This window comes from Flavobacterium sp. TAB 87, assembly GCF_001529295.1.
In the GTDB taxonomy this organism is placed as follows: Bacteria; Bacteroidota; Bacteroidia; order Flavobacteriales; family Flavobacteriaceae; genus Flavobacterium.
On record NZ_LLWK01000037.1, the window covers coordinates 259,229 to 277,130 of the forward strand.

The 17,902-nt window shown below is 35.3% G+C and carries 18 protein-coding genes and 4 tRNA genes; 1 reads left to right on the plus strand and 21 read right to left on the minus strand.

All coding sequences use genetic code 11. The features are described from left to right. Positions 1 to 91: 91 nt before the first annotated feature. The 17 genes from rpoB to AP058_RS10445 all read right to left on the minus strand — a co-directional run bounded on the left by rpoB (position 92) and on the right by AP058_RS10445 (position 12,594). Positions 92 to 3,904, minus strand: a complete 3,813-nt coding sequence (gene rpoB / locus AP058_RS10365) for a DNA-directed RNA polymerase subunit beta (RefSeq protein WP_066310161.1) — start codon at positions 3,902 to 3,904, stop codon at positions 92 to 94. 277 nt (positions 3,905 to 4,181) lie between these two features. Further along, entirely contained in the window at positions 4,182 to 4,553 is a 372-nt protein-coding gene (gene rplL / locus AP058_RS10370) for a 50S ribosomal protein L7/L12 (RefSeq protein WP_066310164.1), read from the minus strand. A gap of 85 nt (positions 4,554 to 4,638) precedes the next feature. Beyond that, entirely contained in the window at positions 4,639 to 5,148 is a 510-nt protein-coding gene (rplJ, locus tag AP058_RS10375) for a 50S ribosomal protein L10 (RefSeq protein WP_066310167.1), read from the minus strand. Positions 5,149 to 5,170: 22 nt separating this feature from the next. Next, positions 5,171 to 5,860, minus strand: a complete 690-nt coding sequence (gene rplA / locus AP058_RS10380) for a 50S ribosomal protein L1 (RefSeq protein WP_066310169.1) — start codon at positions 5,858 to 5,860, stop codon at positions 5,171 to 5,173. 13 nt (positions 5,861 to 5,873) lie between these two features. Continuing rightward, positions 5,874 to 6,311, minus strand: a complete 438-nt coding sequence (gene rplK / locus AP058_RS10385) for a 50S ribosomal protein L11 (RefSeq protein ID WP_066310171.1) — start codon at positions 6,309 to 6,311, stop codon at positions 5,874 to 5,876. 69 nt (positions 6,312 to 6,380) lie between these two features. Further along, positions 6,381 to 6,932: a transcription termination/antitermination protein NusG gene (gene nusG, locus AP058_RS10390; RefSeq protein ID WP_066310174.1), complete on the minus strand. Its 552-nt coding sequence runs from the start codon at positions 6,930 to 6,932 to the stop codon at positions 6,381 to 6,383. Positions 6,933 to 6,943: 11 nt separating this feature from the next. Next, a complete protein-coding gene (gene secE / locus AP058_RS10395) occupies positions 6,944 to 7,141 on the minus strand; it encodes a preprotein translocase subunit SecE (RefSeq protein WP_066310177.1) in 198 nt (65 codons plus the stop codon). Positions 7,142 to 7,161: 20 nt separating this feature from the next. Beyond that, positions 7,162 to 7,232: transfer RNA gene (locus AP058_RS10400), tRNA-Trp, on the minus strand. 59 nt (positions 7,233 to 7,291) lie between these two features. Then, positions 7,292 to 8,479, minus strand: a complete 1,188-nt coding sequence (gene tuf, locus AP058_RS10405) for an elongation factor Tu (protein ID WP_066310205.1) — start codon at positions 8,477 to 8,479, stop codon at positions 7,292 to 7,294. Positions 8,480 to 8,534: 55 nt separating this feature from the next. Further along, positions 8,535 to 8,606 (minus strand) — tRNA-Thr (locus tag AP058_RS10410). 61 nt (positions 8,607 to 8,667) lie between these two features. Next, a tRNA-Tyr gene (locus AP058_RS10415) sits at positions 8,668 to 8,748 on the minus strand. A gap of 50 nt (positions 8,749 to 8,798) precedes the next feature. Beyond that, positions 8,799 to 8,872, minus strand: a tRNA-Thr gene (locus AP058_RS10420). A 92-nt stretch (positions 8,873 to 8,964) separates the two neighbouring features. Beyond that, on the minus strand, positions 8,965 to 9,267 hold the full coding sequence (gene hpf, locus AP058_RS10425; protein WP_066310208.1) for a ribosome hibernation-promoting factor, HPF/YfiA family: 303 nt from the start codon (positions 9,265 to 9,267) through the stop codon (positions 8,965 to 8,967). Between the two features lie 31 nt (positions 9,268 to 9,298). Then, positions 9,299 to 10,195, minus strand: coding sequence for a tyrosine-type recombinase/integrase (locus tag AP058_RS10430; RefSeq protein WP_066310212.1), 897 nt, complete (start codon positions 10,193 to 10,195; stop codon positions 9,299 to 9,301). Positions 10,196 to 10,267: 72 nt separating this feature from the next. Further along, positions 10,268 to 10,462, minus strand: a complete 195-nt coding sequence (gene rpsU, locus AP058_RS10435) for a 30S ribosomal protein S21 (protein WP_066310215.1) — start codon at positions 10,460 to 10,462, stop codon at positions 10,268 to 10,270. Between the two features lie 97 nt (positions 10,463 to 10,559). Next, positions 10,560 to 11,702, minus strand: coding sequence for an acyl-CoA dehydrogenase family protein (locus tag AP058_RS10440; RefSeq protein WP_066311124.1), 1,143 nt, complete (start codon positions 11,700 to 11,702; stop codon positions 10,560 to 10,562). Between the two features lie 13 nt (positions 11,703 to 11,715). Then, complete coding sequence (locus AP058_RS10445) at positions 11,716 to 12,594, minus strand: helix-hairpin-helix domain-containing protein (protein ID WP_066310218.1); 879 nt, start codon at positions 12,592 to 12,594, stop codon at positions 11,716 to 11,718. Between the two features lie 255 nt (positions 12,595 to 12,849). Here AP058_RS10445 and AP058_RS10450 point away from each other — a divergent pair, with 255 nt between their 5' ends. Beyond that, the gene (locus AP058_RS10450) at positions 12,850 to 14,301 is read left to right on the plus strand and encodes an amino acid permease (RefSeq protein WP_066310219.1); all 1,452 of its coding nucleotides are present in this window, start codon (positions 12,850 to 12,852) and stop codon (positions 14,299 to 14,301) included. A 72-nt stretch (positions 14,302 to 14,373) separates the two neighbouring features. Here the strand turns inward: AP058_RS10450 and AP058_RS10455 are convergent, their stop codons facing one another. The 4 genes from AP058_RS10455 to AP058_RS10470 all read right to left on the minus strand — a co-directional run bounded on the left by AP058_RS10455 (position 14,374) and on the right by AP058_RS10470 (position 17,873). Continuing rightward, positions 14,374 to 14,601, minus strand: coding sequence for a PspC family transcriptional regulator (locus AP058_RS10455; protein ID WP_066310221.1), 228 nt, complete (start codon positions 14,599 to 14,601; stop codon positions 14,374 to 14,376). 43 nt (positions 14,602 to 14,644) lie between these two features. Beyond that, on the minus strand, positions 14,645 to 15,934 hold the full coding sequence (locus AP058_RS10460) for a DUF2851 family protein (protein WP_066310226.1): 1,290 nt from the start codon (positions 15,932 to 15,934) through the stop codon (positions 14,645 to 14,647). 81 nt (positions 15,935 to 16,015) lie between these two features. Continuing rightward, positions 16,016 to 16,501: a 3'-5' exonuclease gene (locus AP058_RS10465; protein ID WP_066310231.1), complete on the minus strand. Its 486-nt coding sequence runs from the start codon at positions 16,499 to 16,501 to the stop codon at positions 16,016 to 16,018. A 10-nt stretch (positions 16,502 to 16,511) separates the two neighbouring features. After that, positions 16,512 to 17,873 (minus strand): pyridoxal-phosphate dependent enzyme, encoded by a 1,362-nt coding sequence (locus AP058_RS10470; protein ID WP_066310234.1) that lies wholly within the window; start codon positions 17,871 to 17,873, stop codon positions 16,512 to 16,514. Positions 17,874 to 17,902 lie beyond the last annotated feature (29 nt).

Here is a 17,902-nt window from a genome sequence, read left to right on the forward strand (position 1 = left end):
GAAAACTAATTAAAAAAAGTGTTCAGTGTTCAGTAATTAGTAAACAGTTACCAACTGAAAACTAAAAAACGGAACACTGAATACTATAAATTTATTCTTCTAAACGAATATCTAAACCAAGACCTTTCAATTCATGCATTAATACATTAAATGATTCTGGCAGTCCTGGTTCTGGCATTGCTTCTCCTTTTACGATAGCTTCGTAAGTTTTAGCTCTACCAATAACATCATCAGATTTAACTGTTAAAATTTCTCTTAGCGTACTTGATGCTCCATAAGCTTCAAGTGCCCAAACTTCCATCTCTCCAAAACGCTGACCTCCAAATTGAGCTTTACCTCCAAGTGGTTGTTGTGTAATCAACGAATATGGTCCGATAGAACGAGCATGCATTTTGTCGTCAACCATATGTCCTAATTTCAACATATAAATAACTCCAACGGTTGCTCTTTGGTGGAAACGTTCTCCAGTTCCTCCATCATACAAATACGTATGACCGAATCTTGGAATTCCAGCTTCATCGGTAAACTCATTAATTTGATCTAGAGAAGCACCATCAAAAATTGGAGTAGCAAATTTTCTATCTAATTTTTGTCCAGCCCATCCTAAAACAGTCTCATAAATTTGTCCGATGTTCATACGAGAAGGTACTCCAAGTGGATTCAATACGATATCAACTGGTGTTCCATCTTCTAAGAAAGGCATATCTTCATGACGAACAATGCGAGCAACAATACCTTTGTTACCGTGACGTCCTGCCATTTTATCCCCAACTTTCAATTTACGTTTCTTAGCAATATAAATTTTTGCTAATTTCAAAATACCTGCTGGTAGTTCGTCTCCAACCGTAATTGTAAATTTCTCTCTACGTAAAGAACCTTGTAGGTCGTTCAGCTTAATTTTATAGTTATGAATTAATTCATTGACCATTTTATTTGTAGCATCATCAGCAACCCATTGTCCTTTGCTTAAGTGAGCAAAATCTTCAACAGCATAAAGCATTTTTTGAGTGTATTTTTTACCTTTTGGCAATACTTCTTCACCCAAATCATTCATTACACCTTGAGACGTTTTTCCGTTGACGATCACGAATAATTTTTCTACTAATCTGTCTTTTAATTCAACAAATTTGGTTTCAAATTCCATTTCTAAAGCGCCTAAAGCATCTTTATCTTGGGTACGTTTGCGTTTATCTTTTACGGCTCTTGCAAATAATTTTTTATCAAGAACTACACCATGTAAAGATGGAGATGCTTTTAACGACGCATCTTTTACATCACCTGCTTTATCACCGAAGATTGCACGAAGCAATTTCTCTTCAGGAGTAGGATCTGATTCCCCTTTTGGTGTAATTTTTCCGATCAAAATGTCACCAGGTTTAACCTCGGCTCCAATTCTAATCATACCATTTTCATCTAAATCTTTAGTCGCTTCTTCAGAAACGTTAGGAATATCATTAGTCAACTCTTCGTTACCTAATTTCGTATCTCTAACCTCTAACGAATAATCATCTACGTGAATAGAAGTAAATATATCATCACGAACTACTTTCTCTGAAATTACAATTGCATCCTCAAAGTTGTATCCTTTCCATGGCATAAACGCCACTTTTAGGTTACGACCTAAAGCCAATTCTCCGTTCTGAGTAGCATATCCTTCTGATAATACTTGACCTAAAGTAACTCTGTCTCCTTTTCTAACGATTGGTTTCAAGTTGATACTTGTACCTTGATTCGTTTTTCTGAATTTGATTAAATTATACGTTTTATCATCATTCTCAAAACTAACCATTCTTTCTTCGTCCGTACGATCGTATTTAATGGTGATGATATTAGCATCAACATATTCTACCGTACCTTCTCCTTCAGCGTTGATCAATACTCTAGAGTCAGAAGCAACTTGACGTTCTAATCCAGTTCCAACAATTGGAGCTTCTGGACGAATTAAAGGTACTGCCTGACGCATCATGTTAGATCCCATCAAGGCTCTATTCGCATCATCATGCTCTAAGAAAGGAATCAAAGAAGCTGAAATAGAAGCAATTTGGTTTGGCGCAACATCAGTATAATCTACTCGTGATGGCTCAACCACAGGGAAATCTCCCTCTTCTCTGGCAATTACATTTTCAGCAATAATTTTTCCAGAATCTTCCATTTCGATGTTTGCCTGAGCAATCAACATTCCTTCTTCTTCTTCTGCACTTAAATAAACAGGAGTAGATACCAAATCCACAACACCATTAGTTACCTTACGGTACGGTGTTTCAATGAATCCCATTCCATTTACTTTAGCATATACTCCAAGAGATGAAATCAAACCAATGTTTGGTCCCTCTGGAGTTTCAATAGGACATAAACGTCCGTAGTGTGTATAGTGAACGTCACGTACTTCGAAACCAGCTCTCTCTCTCGAAAGACCTCCAGGTCCTAGTGCAGACAATCTTCTTTTGTGCGTGATCTCAGCTAATGGATTCGTTTGATCCATAAATTGAGACAACTGGTTTGTACCAAAGAACGAGTTGATAACTGATGATAATGTTTTAGCATTAATCAAGTCAATTGGTGTAAACACCTCGTTATCTCTAACGTTCATTCTCTCGCGAATAGTTCTAGCCATACGAGCTAAACCAACACCAAATTGTTGTGACAATTGTTCTCCAACTGTTCTAACACGACGGTTTGATAAGTGATCAATATCATCAATCTCTGCTTTAGAGTTGATCAATTCAATCAAATACTTCACAATAGTAATAATATCTTCTTTGGTAAGCACTTGCTTTTCCATTGGGATATCTAGACCAAGTTTTTTGTTCATTCTGTAACGACCAACTTCACCTAAGTTGTAACGTTGATCTGAGAAGAACAATTTATCAATAATACCGCGAGCAGTTTCCTCATCAGGCGGTTCTGCGTTACGCAGTTGTCTGTAAATATGCTCAACAGCTTCTTTTTCTGAATTTGTCGGGTCTTTTTGTAACGTATTATGGATAATTCCGTAATCAGATTGATTACTACCCTCTTTATGTAACAAAATAGATTTAACGTTAGCATCAATTATCTCTTCAACATTATCTTTATCGATAATAGTATCACGATCAAGGATGATTTCATTACGTTCGATAGAAACAACTTCGCCAGTATCTTCATCTACGAAGTCTTCATGCCATGTATTTAACACACGAGCAGCTAATCTTCTACCAATATATTTTTTAATACCTGTTTTTGAAACTTTAATCTCCTCAGCTAAGTCAAAAATCTCAAGGATATCCTTGTCTCTCTCGAACCCAATTGCACGGAATAAAGTAGTAACTGGTAATTTTTTCTTTCTGTCGATATACGCGTACATTACGCTATTAATATCTGTAGAGAATTCTATCCAAGATCCCTTAAAAGGAATTACTCTGGCAGAATATAATTTAGTACCATTTGCATGGAACGATTGTCCAAAGAATACACCTGGTGATCTGTGTAGTTGCGAAACAACAACACGTTCTGCTCCGTTGATAACAAAAGTACCACTTGGCGTCATGTAAGGAATTGTACCAAGATAAACGTCTTGTACAATAGTTTCAAAATCTTCGTGCTCTGGATCTGTACAATATAGTTTTAACCTAGCCTTTAAAGGTACACTATACGTAAGACCTCTTTCTATACATTCTTGAATAGTATAACGTGGAGGATCAACAAAATAATCGAGGAACTCCAATACAAAGTTGTTTCTTGTATCTGTAATTGGAAAGTTTTCCATGAAGGTGTTGTACAACCCTTCGTCGCCTCTTTCGTCAGATTTAGTTTCCAATTGGAAAAAATCTTTAAACGATTTAACCTGTACATCCAAAAAGTCTGGATATGCAGGAATATTTTTCGTTGAGGCAAAATTCAATCTTTCAGTCTGATTTGTTAACATCAATGGACAAAATTTTGATTAAAAAAGTAATTTTTTTGCATACATACGATTGTATTTATGCGCTTCTTTTACAACCACTACATCTTTAAAAACCAATTTTAAGATAACTACTTTCTTATTATCTGTTAATTTTTTTTCCTCGTAATGGGTAAAATGAATCTAATTTCAAACGGTATCTTATAAAGAAATAAGACAAACATTTGTTATACGAAAAATGGTTTAGGTCATTGAGCAATAAAACTCAAGACCTAAACCTACTTCTTAAAACTGAGTTTTACTATTTAAGCTCAACAACAGCTCCAGCTTCTTCTAAAGATTTTTTAAGACCATCAGCCTCTTCTTTAGAAACACCTTCTTTGATATTGCTTGGAGCACTATCAACTATGTCTTTAGCTTCTTTAAGACCTAAACCTGTAAGTTCTTTTACTAATTTAACAACTGCTAATTTAGAAGAACCAGCTTCTTTTAATACAACTGTAAATTCAGTTTGAGCTTCTTCAGCAGCAGCTTCGCTACCACCACCACCAGCAACTACAACAGCTGCAGCAGGCTCAATTCCGTACTCGTCTTTTAATATTGTTGCTAATTCGTTAACTTCTTTAACTGTTAGGTTAACCAATTGTTCTGCGAATTGTTTCAAATCTGCCATTTTTTCTATCGTTTTAAAATGATTTGTAAAAATATAATTTATTTATGTGCGTTCTTTTTAAATACAAGCAACTATGTTGTTTGTATTATTCTGATACTTCCTCAGATGCTTCTTCTCCTGCAAATTTATTTTGAAGAGCAGCAATAATTCTTTGAGCTGGTGATTGTAACAATCCGATAAGCTCTCCAAGAAGTTCTTCTTTAGATTTGATAGTTGCTAATGCATCTAATTGATCATCTCCAATATAAACTTCAGAATTAATAAAAGCTCCTTTTAAAATAGGTTTATCCGATTTTTTACGGAAATCCTTAATAATTTTACCAGGTGCATTAGCAATATCTGCAATTAAGATAGAAGTGTTCCCTTTCAATACAGAAGGTAAATCTCCATAATCATTATCAGATGCTTCCATCGCTTTTGCAAGCAATGTGTTTTTTACCACCTCTAATTGAACACCTGCTTTAAAACAAGCTCTTCTCAAGTTTGAAGTAGTCTCTGCATTAAGTCCAGAAATATCTGCTACATAAACAATATTTGCCCCGGCTAACTGTGCAGTTAAATCTTCAATCGCGATTGATTTTTCTTCTCTAGTCATACTAAAAATTTTTAACTACTAATTATACTGCTTTTGGGTCTAACGCAATCGCTGGACTCATAGTGCTTGTAAGGTGAATACCTTTAATGTAGGTACCTTTAGCAGCAGTTGGTTTAAGTTTGATTAATGTTTGAATAATTTCGTGTGCGTTATCATAAATTTGCTCAGCTCCAAAAGAAACTTTCCCAATTCCTGCATGCACGATACCAGTTTTATCAACTTTAAAGTCAATTTTACCAGCCTTAACCTCTTGAACAGCTTTTGCAACATCCATAGTTACAGTACCTGTTTTAGGGTTTGGCATTAAACCTCTAGGTCCTAAAATACGACCTAATGGACCTAATTTACCCATAACAGAAGGCATAGTGATAATTACATCAACATCTGTCCAACCGTCTTTAATTTTTTGCAAGTACTCATCAAGACCTACATAGTCTGCACCAGCTTCTTTAGCTTCCGCTTCTTTGTCTGGAGTAACCAATGCTAATACTTTAACGTCTTTACCAGTTCCATGAGGTAATGTTACCACTCCTCTAACCATTTGATTCGCTTTTCTTGGATCTACACCCAAACGAACTGCGATATCAACAGACTCATCAAATTTTGCAGAAGCAACTAATTTTAATAATGCCGCAGCATCTTTAAGAGAATATAGTTTGTTCTTTTCAATTTTCGAAGCAGCCTCTTTTTGCTTTTTTGTTAATTTTGCCATGTCTTTTTTTAAATTAAAAAGGAGCGTCTCCTGATACTGTTATACCCATAGATCTAGCTGTTCCAGCAATCATACTCATAGCAGATTCCATCGTAAATGCATTTAAATCTTGCATTTTGTCTTCAGAAATAGTTCTAATTTGTTCCCAAGTAACACTAGCTACTTTTTTACGATTAGGCTCACCAGAACCTGATTTTAGCTTTGCAGCTTCCATCAATTGTACTGCCGCCGGAGGTGTTTTAACAACAAAGTCAAATGATTTGTCTTTGTACACAGTAATTTGTACTGGTAAAACTTTGCCAGGTTTATCTTGAGTTCTAGCATTAAATTGCTTACAGAATTCCATGATATTAACACCAGCAGCTCCTAGAGCAGGTCCAACCGGTGGCGACGGATTCGCAGCACCTCCCTTAACTTGTAGTTTAACTACTTTACTTATCTCTTTAGCCATTTTTAAAAAAATTTAAACATTACAATCTCTTGGAAGCGATTGCAATGGTTGTTATATGTAACAATAAAATTATACTTTTTCAACTTGCATAAAACTTAACTCTAATGGTGTTTTTCTTCCGAAAATTTTAACCATTACCTCAAGCTTACGCTTTTCATCATTTATTTTTTCAACTGTTCCGTTAAAACCATTAAAAGGACCATCGACCACTTTTACCGTTTCCCCTAAGTTGAAAGGTATTGCTCGCGTATCAGTATTTACTGCCAACTCGTCAACTTTACCTAACATTCTATTCACTTCTGATATTCTAAGCGGCACAGGTTCTCCACCTTTCACCTCACCTAAAAAACCAATCACACTCGTTATAGACTTGATAATATGAGGTATTTCACCCACTAAATTAGCTTCGATCATTACATAGCCCGGAAAATAAACTTTATCCTTCGCTATTTTCTTTCCGTCTTTTACAGTAACCACTTTTTCTGTCGGCACCAAGACTTGAGAAACGTAATCCTCCATACCCAATCTAGCAATCTCAGTTTCGATATAAGCTTTCACTTTATTCTCTTGACCGCTTACCGCTCGAACTACATACCACTTTTTAATACTATTTTCAGTCATCATAAAAAAAATTAAGCTTTTATCCAGATGGCAAATTTCTCCAATACACTTGCAAAAAACTCATCTACTCCCCATGTTGCCAAAGCGAATAAGACTGAAAAAACAGCGACAATAATTGTCAATTTTTGCACTTCTGCCCATGTAGGCCAAGTCACATTTGACTTTAATTCCTCGAATGATTCCGATATGTAATTAACAACTTTTGCCATTTGATCTAATTTTTTTATTGCACGGGCGGAGGGATTCGAACCCCCATCAACGGTTTTGGAGACCGCTATTCTACCCTTGAACTACGCCCGTAGTAAAAGCCAGTATTATTTCAGTTAAGAAAATCAACTGGCCTTATAATTTTTATAGGATTATCCTACGATTTCAGTTACCTGACCTGCACCTACTGTTCTACCACCTTCACGGATAGCGAAACGTAAACCTACGCTCATTGCGATTGGGCTTAACAAAGCAACATTAATAGTCAAGTTATCTCCTGGCATTACCATCTCTACTCCTTCTGGCAAAGTAATAACTCCTGTTACGTCAGTTGTACGTACGTAAAACTGTGGACGGTAGTTATTATGGAATGGAGTATGACGTCCACCTTCTTCTTTTTTCAAGATATAAACCTCTGCTTTAAAAGTAGCGTGTGGTTTTACTGATCCTGGCTTAACGATAACCATTCCTCTTTTTATAGATTCTTTATCAACACCTCTTAACAATAAACCTACGTTATCTCCAGCTTCACCTCTATCAAGGATTTTACGGAACATCTCAACTCCTGTAATAGTAGAAGTTAATTTATCAGCTCCCATACCAATGATCTCAACAGCATCTCCTGTATTAGCAATACCAGTTTCGATACGACCTGTAGCAACAGTTCCACGTCCTGTAATTGTAAATACATCTTCAACTGGCATCAAGAATGGCTTAGCGATATCACGCACTGGCTCTTCGATCCAAGCATCAACAGCTGCCATTAATTCCATGATTTTTGGCACCCATGTAGCATCTCCATTCAATCCACCTAAAGCAGATCCTTGAACTACTGGTCCATTATCTCCATCATATTCGTAGAAAGATAATAAATCTCTAATTTCCATTTCAACAAGCTCTAACAACTCAGCATCGTCTACCATATCCACTTTGTTCATAAAAACAACGATTCTTGGAATACCAACCTGACGTCCTAAAAGGATGTGCTCACGAGTTTGTGGCATTGGACCATCTGTAGCAGCAACTACTAAGATAGCACCATCCATTTGAGCTGCACCTGTAACCATGTTTTTTACGTAATCCGCGTGACCTGGACAGTCAACGTGAGCGTAATGACGATTAGCAGTTTCATACTCAACGTGAGATGTATTAATTGTAATACCTCTTTCTTTCTCCTCAGGAGCATTATCAATTTGATCAAATGATCTAGCTTGACAGTAACCAGCATCAGATAACACTTTTGTGATTGCTGCTGTTAAAGTAGTTTTACCGTGATCCACGTGTCCGATCGTACCAATATTTAAGTGTGGTTTCGAACGGTTAAAGGTTTCTTTTGCCATTTTACTTAATTTTTAATCTTAGTTATATATTAATTTTCAATTTCCTACTTACTTGAGCCAACTACGGGAATTGAACCCGTGACCTCTTCCTTACCAAGGAAGCACTCTACCCCTGAGCTAAGTCGGCAGAATCCTTGTTAAGGATATTTGATTTTCAATTTAGAAATCTAAACCTCCAATCAATTTTGTGGGGAGAGCAGGATTCGAACCTGCGAAGTTTACACAGCAGATTTACAGTCTGCCCTCGTTGGCCGCTTGAGTATCTCCCCTTCTTTTATCAATAAAACCATGAACCTTCCAAATCGCGTTGGAATTTTAGAGCCGGCGGAGGGACTCGAACCCACGACCTGCTGATTACAAATCAGCTGCTCTAGCCAACTGAGCTACGCTGGCAATATCAATAAAAAAGTCCGCTATTTCTAACGGACTGCAAATGTATAGATTTTATCTTTGATTCAAAACATTTTTTTAAAAAAATTTTGACATTAAATATGAGTTCTTATTTTTTCTTTCCTTTTCACAAGCGAACGCTCCAATGATTCGGCCGAAAGCTCCACTGCTTCCTCAAAACTTTTACATTGTTTTTTAACCAAAAAATCATCTCCTGGTACATTAACCTTTATCTCAACACACTTGTTTTCTTTATCACTCGTTCGCTCGACCTTCAAATACACATCAGCCGAGACCACCTTATCATAATACTTTTCTAATTTATCCATTCGTGACTGAATAAAATCTAACAGCTTTCCGTCAACAACAAAGTTAACTGCATGAACATTTACCTTCATAATACAAAATTTTAAGATTAAACATAAAAAACTATTTCTTGTTTCGAGGATGCGCTTCCTGATATACTTTTTGAAGTTCAGCTAAACTGTTATGCGTATATACTTGGGTAGAAGCCAAACTTGAATGTCCTAATAATTCTTTTACCGAATTTAGATCTGCTCCGTTATTTAACAAATGAGTTGCAAATGTATGCCGAAGCATGTGCGGACTCTTTTTTACTTTTTCGGAGACTCTACTAAAGTAAGAATTAATTAATCGATAGACAAAAGTTTCATTCAATTTTACGCCCTTTTTAGAAACAAAAAAATACCTTTCATCTATAATAACCTCTAGCAATATACGCTCGCCCAAATACCTCTTAATTTGTTCTTTTATCACAGGCAATAAAGGCACTATTCGTTCCTTATTTCTCTTTCCCAAAACCTTCAAACTATCTTGGTATAAATCTACAGCATCCAAACGAAGACCAATTAATTCGGATCGCCGAATTCCAGTAGCATACAATAAATCAATAATTAACTTATCTCGAATTTCTTCAAAACCAACTGCGTTTTGAAACTCCTTTAAAACCAACTGCAATTCATTTTCAGAAAATGGAATTTGAATTGATTTTGAAACTTTTAAAGCTCTATGCTTTAACATTGGACTCACATCCAATTGTTTTGTTTTTAATAAAAATTTATAGAAAGCTTTTAGAGATGCCATCTTACGATTAACAGAGATGTTTTCTAAACCTGCATCTATCAAAAAAACAATCCAAGATCGAATTTGACTGTAATTTGCAGTGTCGATTACATCTTGCTCAAAATTGATTGTATTAAACAACTCAAAATCTGCTATATCTTTAAGATACGCATTTACGGTGTGCAAAGAATATTTTTTCTCTAATTGCAAATAATCCTGAAATGCTGCTGTATTTTTTTTCATAAAAAAACCGTTAGCATCAAAATTATAAAATTTTGACCACTAACGGTATTTATTTTTAACATAGAAAAAAGATTAATTCTCTAAGTTGTCTTTCATGTTTTGAATGTAAGCAGCTTTTTGAAGTTTTGCTCTTTTCACAACTGATGGTTTTAAGAACGCAGTACGTGATCTTAATTGACGAACAGTTCCTGTTTTATCAAATTTTCTTTTGTAGCGTTTTAGCGCTCTATCGATATTTTCTCCGTCTTTAATCGGTATAATTAACATAATTTTGACACCTCCTCTCGTTAAGGCTGCAAAAGTAGCTATTAAATACCACTTATGACTTATAAAGTACAAATAAATTTTAAAGTCGCTTAAGAGCTTACTCTTTTAGTAAGTTTCGTGAAATTACAAGTTTCTGAATTTCGGTCGTTCCTTCTCCAATAGTACATAATTTAGAATCACGATAGAATTTTTCGACCGGATAATCTTTGGTATATCCGTAACCTCCGTGAATCTGTACGGCTTCATTTGCGACCTTAACACACACTTCCGAAGCAAACATTTTGGCCATAGCTCCCATAGTGGTAACTGGCTTGTGGTCTTGTTTTAAGAAAGCCGCTTTGTGTAACAACAATTCCGAAGCTTCAATTTCGGTAGCCATGTCGGCCAATTTAAATGAGATACCTTGAAAGCTACTTATCGGCTGTCCAAATTGATGGCGTTCTTTAGAATATTTTAGAGCGGCTTCATAAGCTCCTTTTGCAATTCCTAAAGAAAGTGCTCCGATCGATATTCTACCACCATCTAAAATTTTCATGGCCTGAATAAATCCTTGTCCGACTTCGCCTAAGCGATTTGCATCGGGAATACGGCAACTATCAAAAATTAGTTCGGCAGTTTCACTAGCACGCATTCCTAATTTATTTTCTTTTTTACCCGAAGTAAAACCAGCCATCCCTTTTTCGAATACAAAGGCAGTCATTCCTTTCGAATCTCCCTTTTCTCCTGTACGAACAATCACTACTGCAATATCGCCAGAAATGGCATGTGTAATAAAGTTTTTGGCTCCATTTACAATCCAATCATCTCCATCTCTTTTTGCTGTAGTATTCATTCCTCCAGCATCAGATCCTGTATTATGCTCGGTTAACCCCCAAGCTCCAATATGTTCTGCGGTAGCTAATTTTGGCAACCATCTTTTCTTTTGTTCTTCATTTCCAAAAGTTAAAATATGATTAGTACATAACGAATTATGCGCCGCAACTGAAAGACCAATAGAAGGATCTACTTTTGATATTTCTTCAACAATAGTAATATATTCATGATAACCTAAACCTGCACCACCATATTCTTCCGGTACTAAAACACCCATAAAACCCATTTCTCCTAATCTTTTGAATAACGGAACAGGAAATGTTTGTGCTTCGTCCCACTCCATTATAAATGGTTGAATATGTACAGCTGCAAAATCCTTTATTGACTGTGCAATCATCGATTGCGTTTCATTATAATTAAAATCCATGTTGCTATTTGTTTTAGAACTCCAAATATAAGTCAATTATACTTGCCTTATCAACAGGAAAACCTTTAATTTTTGCTAAATCCTCAATATTATTAAAATTTCCGTTCATACTTCGATAAATCAGTATTTGTTTAGCTAGGCCATTTTTAAAATAATAAAACTGACTCAACTCTTTCAAAGAAGCATCGTTTATAGCAATTTTAGAAATTGTTGGTTTAGAAATAATTTTAAAGTTTTTATTAATCATATAAATAACTTCGGGCGAAAGTCCCCAAATCTCATTAATTTGATTCATAGAAACAAAACCACCAACAGTTTGTTTGTAACTCAGAACACGTTGCGACAATGCTTCACCTATGCCATAAATTGCAATTAAATCTTCGGCAGTTGCCAGGTTGATATCTTTTACAATTACTGTTTTAATAGTAGCTTCTTTCTTGGCAGGTAAGTTACTGATACTACTTTTCTTGGTTTTAACCCAATCTGGAAACTTAAAATAAGGAGCCATGCTTTTGAGTAGAGAATCTGAAATTTTCGTTACATCTTGAAATTCCTGTGCGGAATTCACGTATTTATTTTGTTTCCTAAAAGCGAATAGTCTGTCAATTTCATTTATCGACATCCCCAGCTTATACCCTTTGTAATCTGTAATAAAATTGGGATTGTAAGGCCGTCTTTTTAATGTAGATTCAGATTTCTCTTCTTTAATTACATCGAGTTTCTGCTGCAAGCCCAGCCATTCTTTTTCTTCTTTAGTTACCAATTGAACTTCTGTAAAATCAGAATAGCGAAATACAAATTGCAAAGCAACAATTATAGTAAAAAGCAGCAAAATCCCTATTTGTTGTGCTTTGGTATATTTGAAAAAAGAGTTTAAAAATTGAAAGTTCATGGTTCATAAGATTTCGAATATAAAAATAACACTAAAATTTATTTTTTGTAAGAAAAAATTGAATACAAACTAAATACTATGCAGGATTATTCAAAAAAAAACGAAGTAACCGTAACAAAACTCAGCAGTTAGAGAGCTATTCGTATTTAATTAAGTCTTACACAGTCAATTTTGTAACTTAAATATCTTAATTTGTTTTTATTTTTTCGAAAAAACGATACATTTGAGGCCTAGTAATTTTAAACCAACAATTTTATGTCTATTTGGAAAACCAAACCTCTCTCGGTATTGCTTGGCGAATCATCTGAAACAGAAGATGGCCTAAAAAGGACTCTTTCTTCAGGATCACTTGTTGCTCTTGGTGTAGGTGCCATTATTGGTGCGGGGTTATTTTCACTAACCGGAATTGCCGCTGCAGATCACGCTGGTCCAGCAGTAACTTTATCTTTTATATTGGCAGCAGTAGGTTGTGCTTTTGCAGGACTTTGTTACGCAGAATTTGCTTCGATGATTCCAGTTGCGGGTAGTGCCTATACATACTCTTACGCCACTATGGGAGAATTTATGGCTTGGATAATTGGTTGGGATTTAGTTTTAGAATATGCATTGGGTGCGGCAACGGTTGGTGTGAGCTGGTCCAGGTATCTACTCGAATTACTTAGCAAATACGACATTCACCTGCCCACGCAGTTAATTTGTTCTCCGTGGGAACATTTAAAATTAAGTGATGGAACGGTAATAGAAGGAGGCATAATTAATCTCCCAGCTGTTCTTATCGTTTCTATGTTATCCTTATTATTAATTCGCGGATCAAAAGAATCAGCTTCTATAAACAACTTTTTGGTAATTCTAAAAGTAGCGGTAGTTATTGTTTTTATTGTTTTAGGATGGAGTTATATCAATCCTGAAAACTATGTTCCATATATTCCAGAAAACACAGGGGAATTTGGACATTTTGGTTGGTCGGGTATTGCTGCAGGGGCAGGAACTGTATTTTTTGCTTTCATCGGTTTTGATGCAGTTTCTACAGCCGCCCAAGAAGCAAAAAATCCTCAAAAAGGAATGCCTATCGGAATCTTAGGTTCATTAGTTGTATGTACCATTTTGTATGTATTATTTGCGTATGTAATGACCGGTTTAGTTCCGTATTACGAATTTGCAGGTGACGCTAAACCAGCAGCAACAGCTTTTGCTAAAACAGGATATGACTTTTTACAAACCGGGTTAATTGTTGCAATTCTCGCCGGTTATACTTCTGTAATGTTGGTAATGTTAATGGGACAAAGTCGTGTTTTTTATACCATGAGTAAAGATGGTTTGTTGCCAAAATTCTTTAGTGATATTCACCCCCGCTTTCGCACGCCTTGGAAAACAAATGTTTTCTTTTTATTCTTTGTAAGTTTATTTGCTGGTTTTGTACCGGTAAGTGATTTAGGCCATATGGTGAGCATCGGTACTTTACTAGCGTTTGTATTGGTTTGTATTGGAGTGATGGTGATGCGCGTAAAAATGCCAGATGCCCCAAGAGCGTTCAAGACACCGTTTGTTCCTTATGTTCCAATTGCAGGCGTATTAGTTTGTGTAGGTTTAATGTATTCGCTTCCTAACGAGAGTTGGGCACGTTTAGTAATCTGGATGGCATTAGGTGTAATTATCTACTTCGTTTACGGAAAGAAAAACAGTAAATTGAACAACCCTGACAAATAACTTTTTTGAGATAATAAAAAAAACGGATTAAGAATAGCTTCTTAATCCGTTTTTTTATGCATGTAAAATTCTTTATAAATCAAAAACCGAAGTACGTTTGGCACGTATTAAATCTTTTAATCGAATCCAGAACGCCAAGGTCAAGTATACTCCAAAACCCAAACCTACTGTTACAAACGAAATATAAATAAAAAACAAACGAACGCTCGTCACACGCATTCCTAGCTTATCAGCTAAACGTGACGATACATGAAAACCATATTTTTCGAAAAAAAATTTTAATTTTAAAATTGCAGACATTTTCTTTCTCTATTTTATAATTGCCTACAAAAGTACAAAATATTTAAAGTACTTTCATTTCGCTTTTTACTTTCAATAACTCCATTCCAACCGCACAAGACAAACATTTATTTTTAGCACAGTACTCTTTTTTAAGATGCAATAGCGATTGCGAATCAAAAGCAGTGTTTACGGCAACTTTAAAGAAAGTAAATTTATCTATTGTACTGTTTTTCTCGGCAACAATTTGATTCATAAATTGTAATAATTGTTCAGAATTAGATTCACTTCTAGATTGTGCATACGCAAACTGAATCGGAATTACCGTATTAATGAGTAGCAAGTCAATAAATGCTTTAGAGAGTTTCTTGCTTTTTTTCGAACTTACTTTATCAAAAGTGTAATGCGTTTGCCAGTAATCAGAAACACTTACTTGAAGCAATTCATAGCCATCAACATTTGATTTTAAGTCAATAACTTTAGTGAATAAGTTTTGATGGTGATGATACAAATGTGCCAATTGTGACAAACGAATCGTTGGAAAATTATCTGGGCGAAGTTTAAAAAATTGCAACGGTTGCACATATCCTTCCTCTACTCGATATTTATGAAGCATGTAATAGTATCGAAATTTTAAATCGCTAAAATATACATCTTCTTTTTCGTCGACCAACAATTGACCTTTCCCAAAAAGGAGTGCTTCTAGATTTTCAACTTCAAAGCTTTCTTTTCGAATAATAGAAAAAGGCAACGCTTTTGCGATGGCAAGAAAGGATTCACCGTTCGTATTCAATCCAAAGTTTTTAGCTAGAAGACAAAAAAGAACAGCTTCCCAATCATTATTGGTGCTCGATAATAAATCAAATATTAATTTAGATTTTCTTTCTAAACGCTCAAAAAACAAGCGCTCTTTCCAATTACTAAAGATGAAATTATCAATCGTAGCAATTTCTTTTTCACAATAAATCCAGCTTTTAGGTTGAACTAACTTTTTATAATTTACAAGCACTTCAGCAGAGACGAAATCGCGCAACTCAATAGTTGGAATTTCTGAATTATCTTCTCTAAAAATAATTGTGTCGTGCTCCCACACCACGTGTAAAATTACATTTTGATAGGCATTATCTTTTTCGTGATTGTGAACATACCAATCAGACGATTTGATATGAATTTCGACGTTACCAGCCCATTTTTGATTCCCAACTACTAACTGAGCATTAAAAAAATCTGGGCCCGCTAACTCGAGGTAACTTCCGGACGAAATAATTTGAACAGTTTCACCAATAGTAGTTTTAAGATTTAAAACATCAAACTTTTTATACCTCCATAAATAATGTAAAAAATCTTCTTTCATAGATTAGATTTAAATAAACAATTTCTGCTTATTATAAATACTAAATTAATGAAAAAACTTACAATAATTACTTCTAGATATTTATTTTTTTAAGAATAACTTCGCACAAGCACGAGCATCAGAAAGAGCCTCATGATGATTGAGATCAATTTTCATTTCGCGACAGCAATCACTTAACTTTGTTGGTTTAATTCCTTTCGCACGATAAATCTTTACAGTACATTCCCACCGCGAGTTAATATTTAAAGACTCATAATCTAAACCATAGAGCGCCATAGATTTAATTAAAACATTGCGATCAAAGCTTTCATTGTGTGCCACAACAATACGATTTTTTAACCGTTTTTGTATTTCTGGAAAAACTTCTAAAAAACTCTTCGCATTTATTGTTTGATCAGGACGAATACCATGAACTGCAATTGTAAATGGCGAATAAGTATTGTTTGGTGGCTTAATAAGCGTAACAAACTCATCCACAATAATTCCATTTTCGACAGTGACAATACCTACCGAACACGGATGATAAGCTGTGGCTGTTTCAAAATCTATTGCTGCAAAATTACCCATAAATTGTATGCTATTTTATTGCCCCTATAATATCATACTTTGTGATGATATGATGCTTACCATTTCCTAAATCGAGCAAAACAGCGGCATTTTCTTTGGTAAATAATTTAGAAACGGATTCAATTGGTGTTCCTAATTTTACAATAGGAAAAGGTTCTCCCATTACTTCTTTTATTGGTCGATCAGCCACGTCTTTATCAGCTACATAGCTCTGAAACAAATCCGTTTCATCTACAGAACCAACAAAGCCAGAAATATCAACTACGGGAATTTGCGAAATTTTATACTTACGCATCCTTTCAATGGCATGCGAAACCAATTCTTCTGTACGAACAACAATCAATTCCCTATGCAAATGATCTTTAATTACATCTTCGGCTTTGGTAATATTCTCTTCAAGAAAACCACGTTCGCGCATCCAATCATCATTGAACATTTTACCTATGTAGCGACTTCCCGAATCATGAAACAACACTACAACCACATCTTCTCGTTTAAAATGTTCTTTTAATTGCAACAATCCTTTAATCGCAGCACCAGCAGAATTACCGACAAAAATTCCCTCTTCTAAAGCAATTTTACGCGTATAAACAGCAGCATCTTTATCGGTTACTTTGGTAAAACCATCAATTAAAGAAAAGTTTACATTTTTAGGTAAAATGTCTTCACCGATGCCTTCAGTAATATAGGAATAGATTTCATTTTCGTCAAAAATACCCGTTTCGTGATATTTTTTAAAGACTGAACCGTAGGTATCTATTCCCCAAATTTTAATGTTTGGATTTCTTTCTTTTAAAAATTTAGCAACACCAGAAACTGTCCCACCTGTTCCCACTCCAACAACAAAATGAGTTATTTTTCCATTGGTTTGTTCCCAAATTTCAGGACCAGTCTGCTCATAATGTGCTAACGAATTAGACAAATTATCGTACTGATTCACATACCACGAATTTGGAGTTTCTTCGGCCAATCGTTTTGAAACCGAGTAATACGAACGCGGATCGGTTGGCTCTACATCGGTTGGACAAACCACTACTTTGGCTCCAACAGCACGAAGAATATCCATCTTTTCTTTGGATTGCTTGTCAGAAATTACACAAATTAATTTGTATCCTTTCACAATAGCAACCAAAGCTAATCCCATTCCGGTATTACCAGAAGTTCCTTCTATGATCGTTCCACCAGGTTTTAATCGACCATCGGCTTCTGCATCTTCCACCATTTTTACGGCCATTCGATCTTTGACAGAATTACCCGGATTAAAGGTTTCGATTTTAGCTAAAACTAAAGCATCTACTCCTGCTACTATTTTATTTAATTTAACCAAAGGGGTGTTCCCGATAGTTCCTAATATGTTATTTGAATAATTCATTAGTGTTGAGTTTGGTTGTACGCTACTTA

What these genes read in the sequence shown, in the direction of transcription:
- rpoB (WP_066310161.1), bottom strand. Translation starts at nt 3,904, where the DNA reads ATGTTAACAAATCAGACTGAAAGATTGAATTTTGCCTCAACGAAAAAT.
- rplL (WP_066310164.1), bottom strand. Translation starts at nt 4,553, where the DNA reads ATGGCAGATTTGAAACAATTCGCAGAACAATTGGTTAACCTAACAGTT.
- rplJ (WP_066310167.1), bottom strand. Translation starts at nt 5,148, where the DNA reads ATGACTAGAGAAGAAAAATCAATCGCGATTGAAGATTTAACTGCACAG.
- rplA (WP_066310169.1), bottom strand. Translation starts at nt 5,860, where the DNA reads ATGGCAAAATTAACAAAAAAGCAAAAAGAGGCTGCTTCGAAAATTGAA.
- rplK (WP_066310171.1), bottom strand. Translation starts at nt 6,311, where the DNA reads ATGGCTAAAGAGATAAGTAAAGTAGTTAAACTACAAGTTAAGGGAGGT.
- nusG (WP_066310174.1), bottom strand. Translation starts at nt 6,932, where the DNA reads ATGACTGAAAATAGTATTAAAAAGTGGTATGTAGTTCGAGCGGTAAGC.
- secE (WP_066310177.1), bottom strand. Translation starts at nt 7,141, where the DNA reads ATGGCAAAAGTTGTTAATTACATATCGGAATCATTCGAGGAATTAAAG.
- tuf (WP_066310205.1), bottom strand. Translation starts at nt 8,479, where the DNA reads ATGGCAAAAGAAACCTTTAACCGTTCGAAACCACACTTAAATATTGGT.
- hpf (WP_066310208.1), bottom strand. Translation starts at nt 9,267, where the DNA reads ATGAAGGTAAATGTTCATGCAGTTAACTTTGTTGTTGACGGAAAGCTG.
- AP058_RS10430 (WP_066310212.1), bottom strand. Translation starts at nt 10,195, where the DNA reads ATGAAAAAAAATACAGCAGCATTTCAGGATTATTTGCAATTAGAGAAA.
- rpsU (WP_066310215.1), bottom strand. Translation starts at nt 10,462, where the DNA reads ATGTTAATTATACCGATTAAAGACGGAGAAAATATCGATAGAGCGCTA.
- AP058_RS10440 (WP_066311124.1), bottom strand. Translation starts at nt 11,702, where the DNA reads ATGGATTTTAATTATAATGAAACGCAATCGATGATTGCACAGTCAATA.
- AP058_RS10445 (WP_066310218.1), bottom strand. Translation starts at nt 12,594, where the DNA reads ATGAACTTTCAATTTTTAAACTCTTTTTTCAAATATACCAAAGCACAA.
- AP058_RS10450 (WP_066310219.1), top strand. Translation starts at nt 12,850, where the DNA reads ATGTCTATTTGGAAAACCAAACCTCTCTCGGTATTGCTTGGCGAATCA.
- AP058_RS10455 (WP_066310221.1), bottom strand. Translation starts at nt 14,601, where the DNA reads ATGTCTGCAATTTTAAAATTAAAATTTTTTTTCGAAAAATATGGTTTT.
- AP058_RS10460 (WP_066310226.1), bottom strand. Translation starts at nt 15,934, where the DNA reads ATGAAAGAAGATTTTTTACATTATTTATGGAGGTATAAAAAGTTTGAT.
- AP058_RS10465 (WP_066310231.1), bottom strand. Translation starts at nt 16,501, where the DNA reads ATGGGTAATTTTGCAGCAATAGATTTTGAAACAGCCACAGCTTATCAT.
- AP058_RS10470 (WP_066310234.1), bottom strand. Translation starts at nt 17,873, where the DNA reads ATGAATTATTCAAATAACATATTAGGAACTATCGGGAACACCCCTTTG.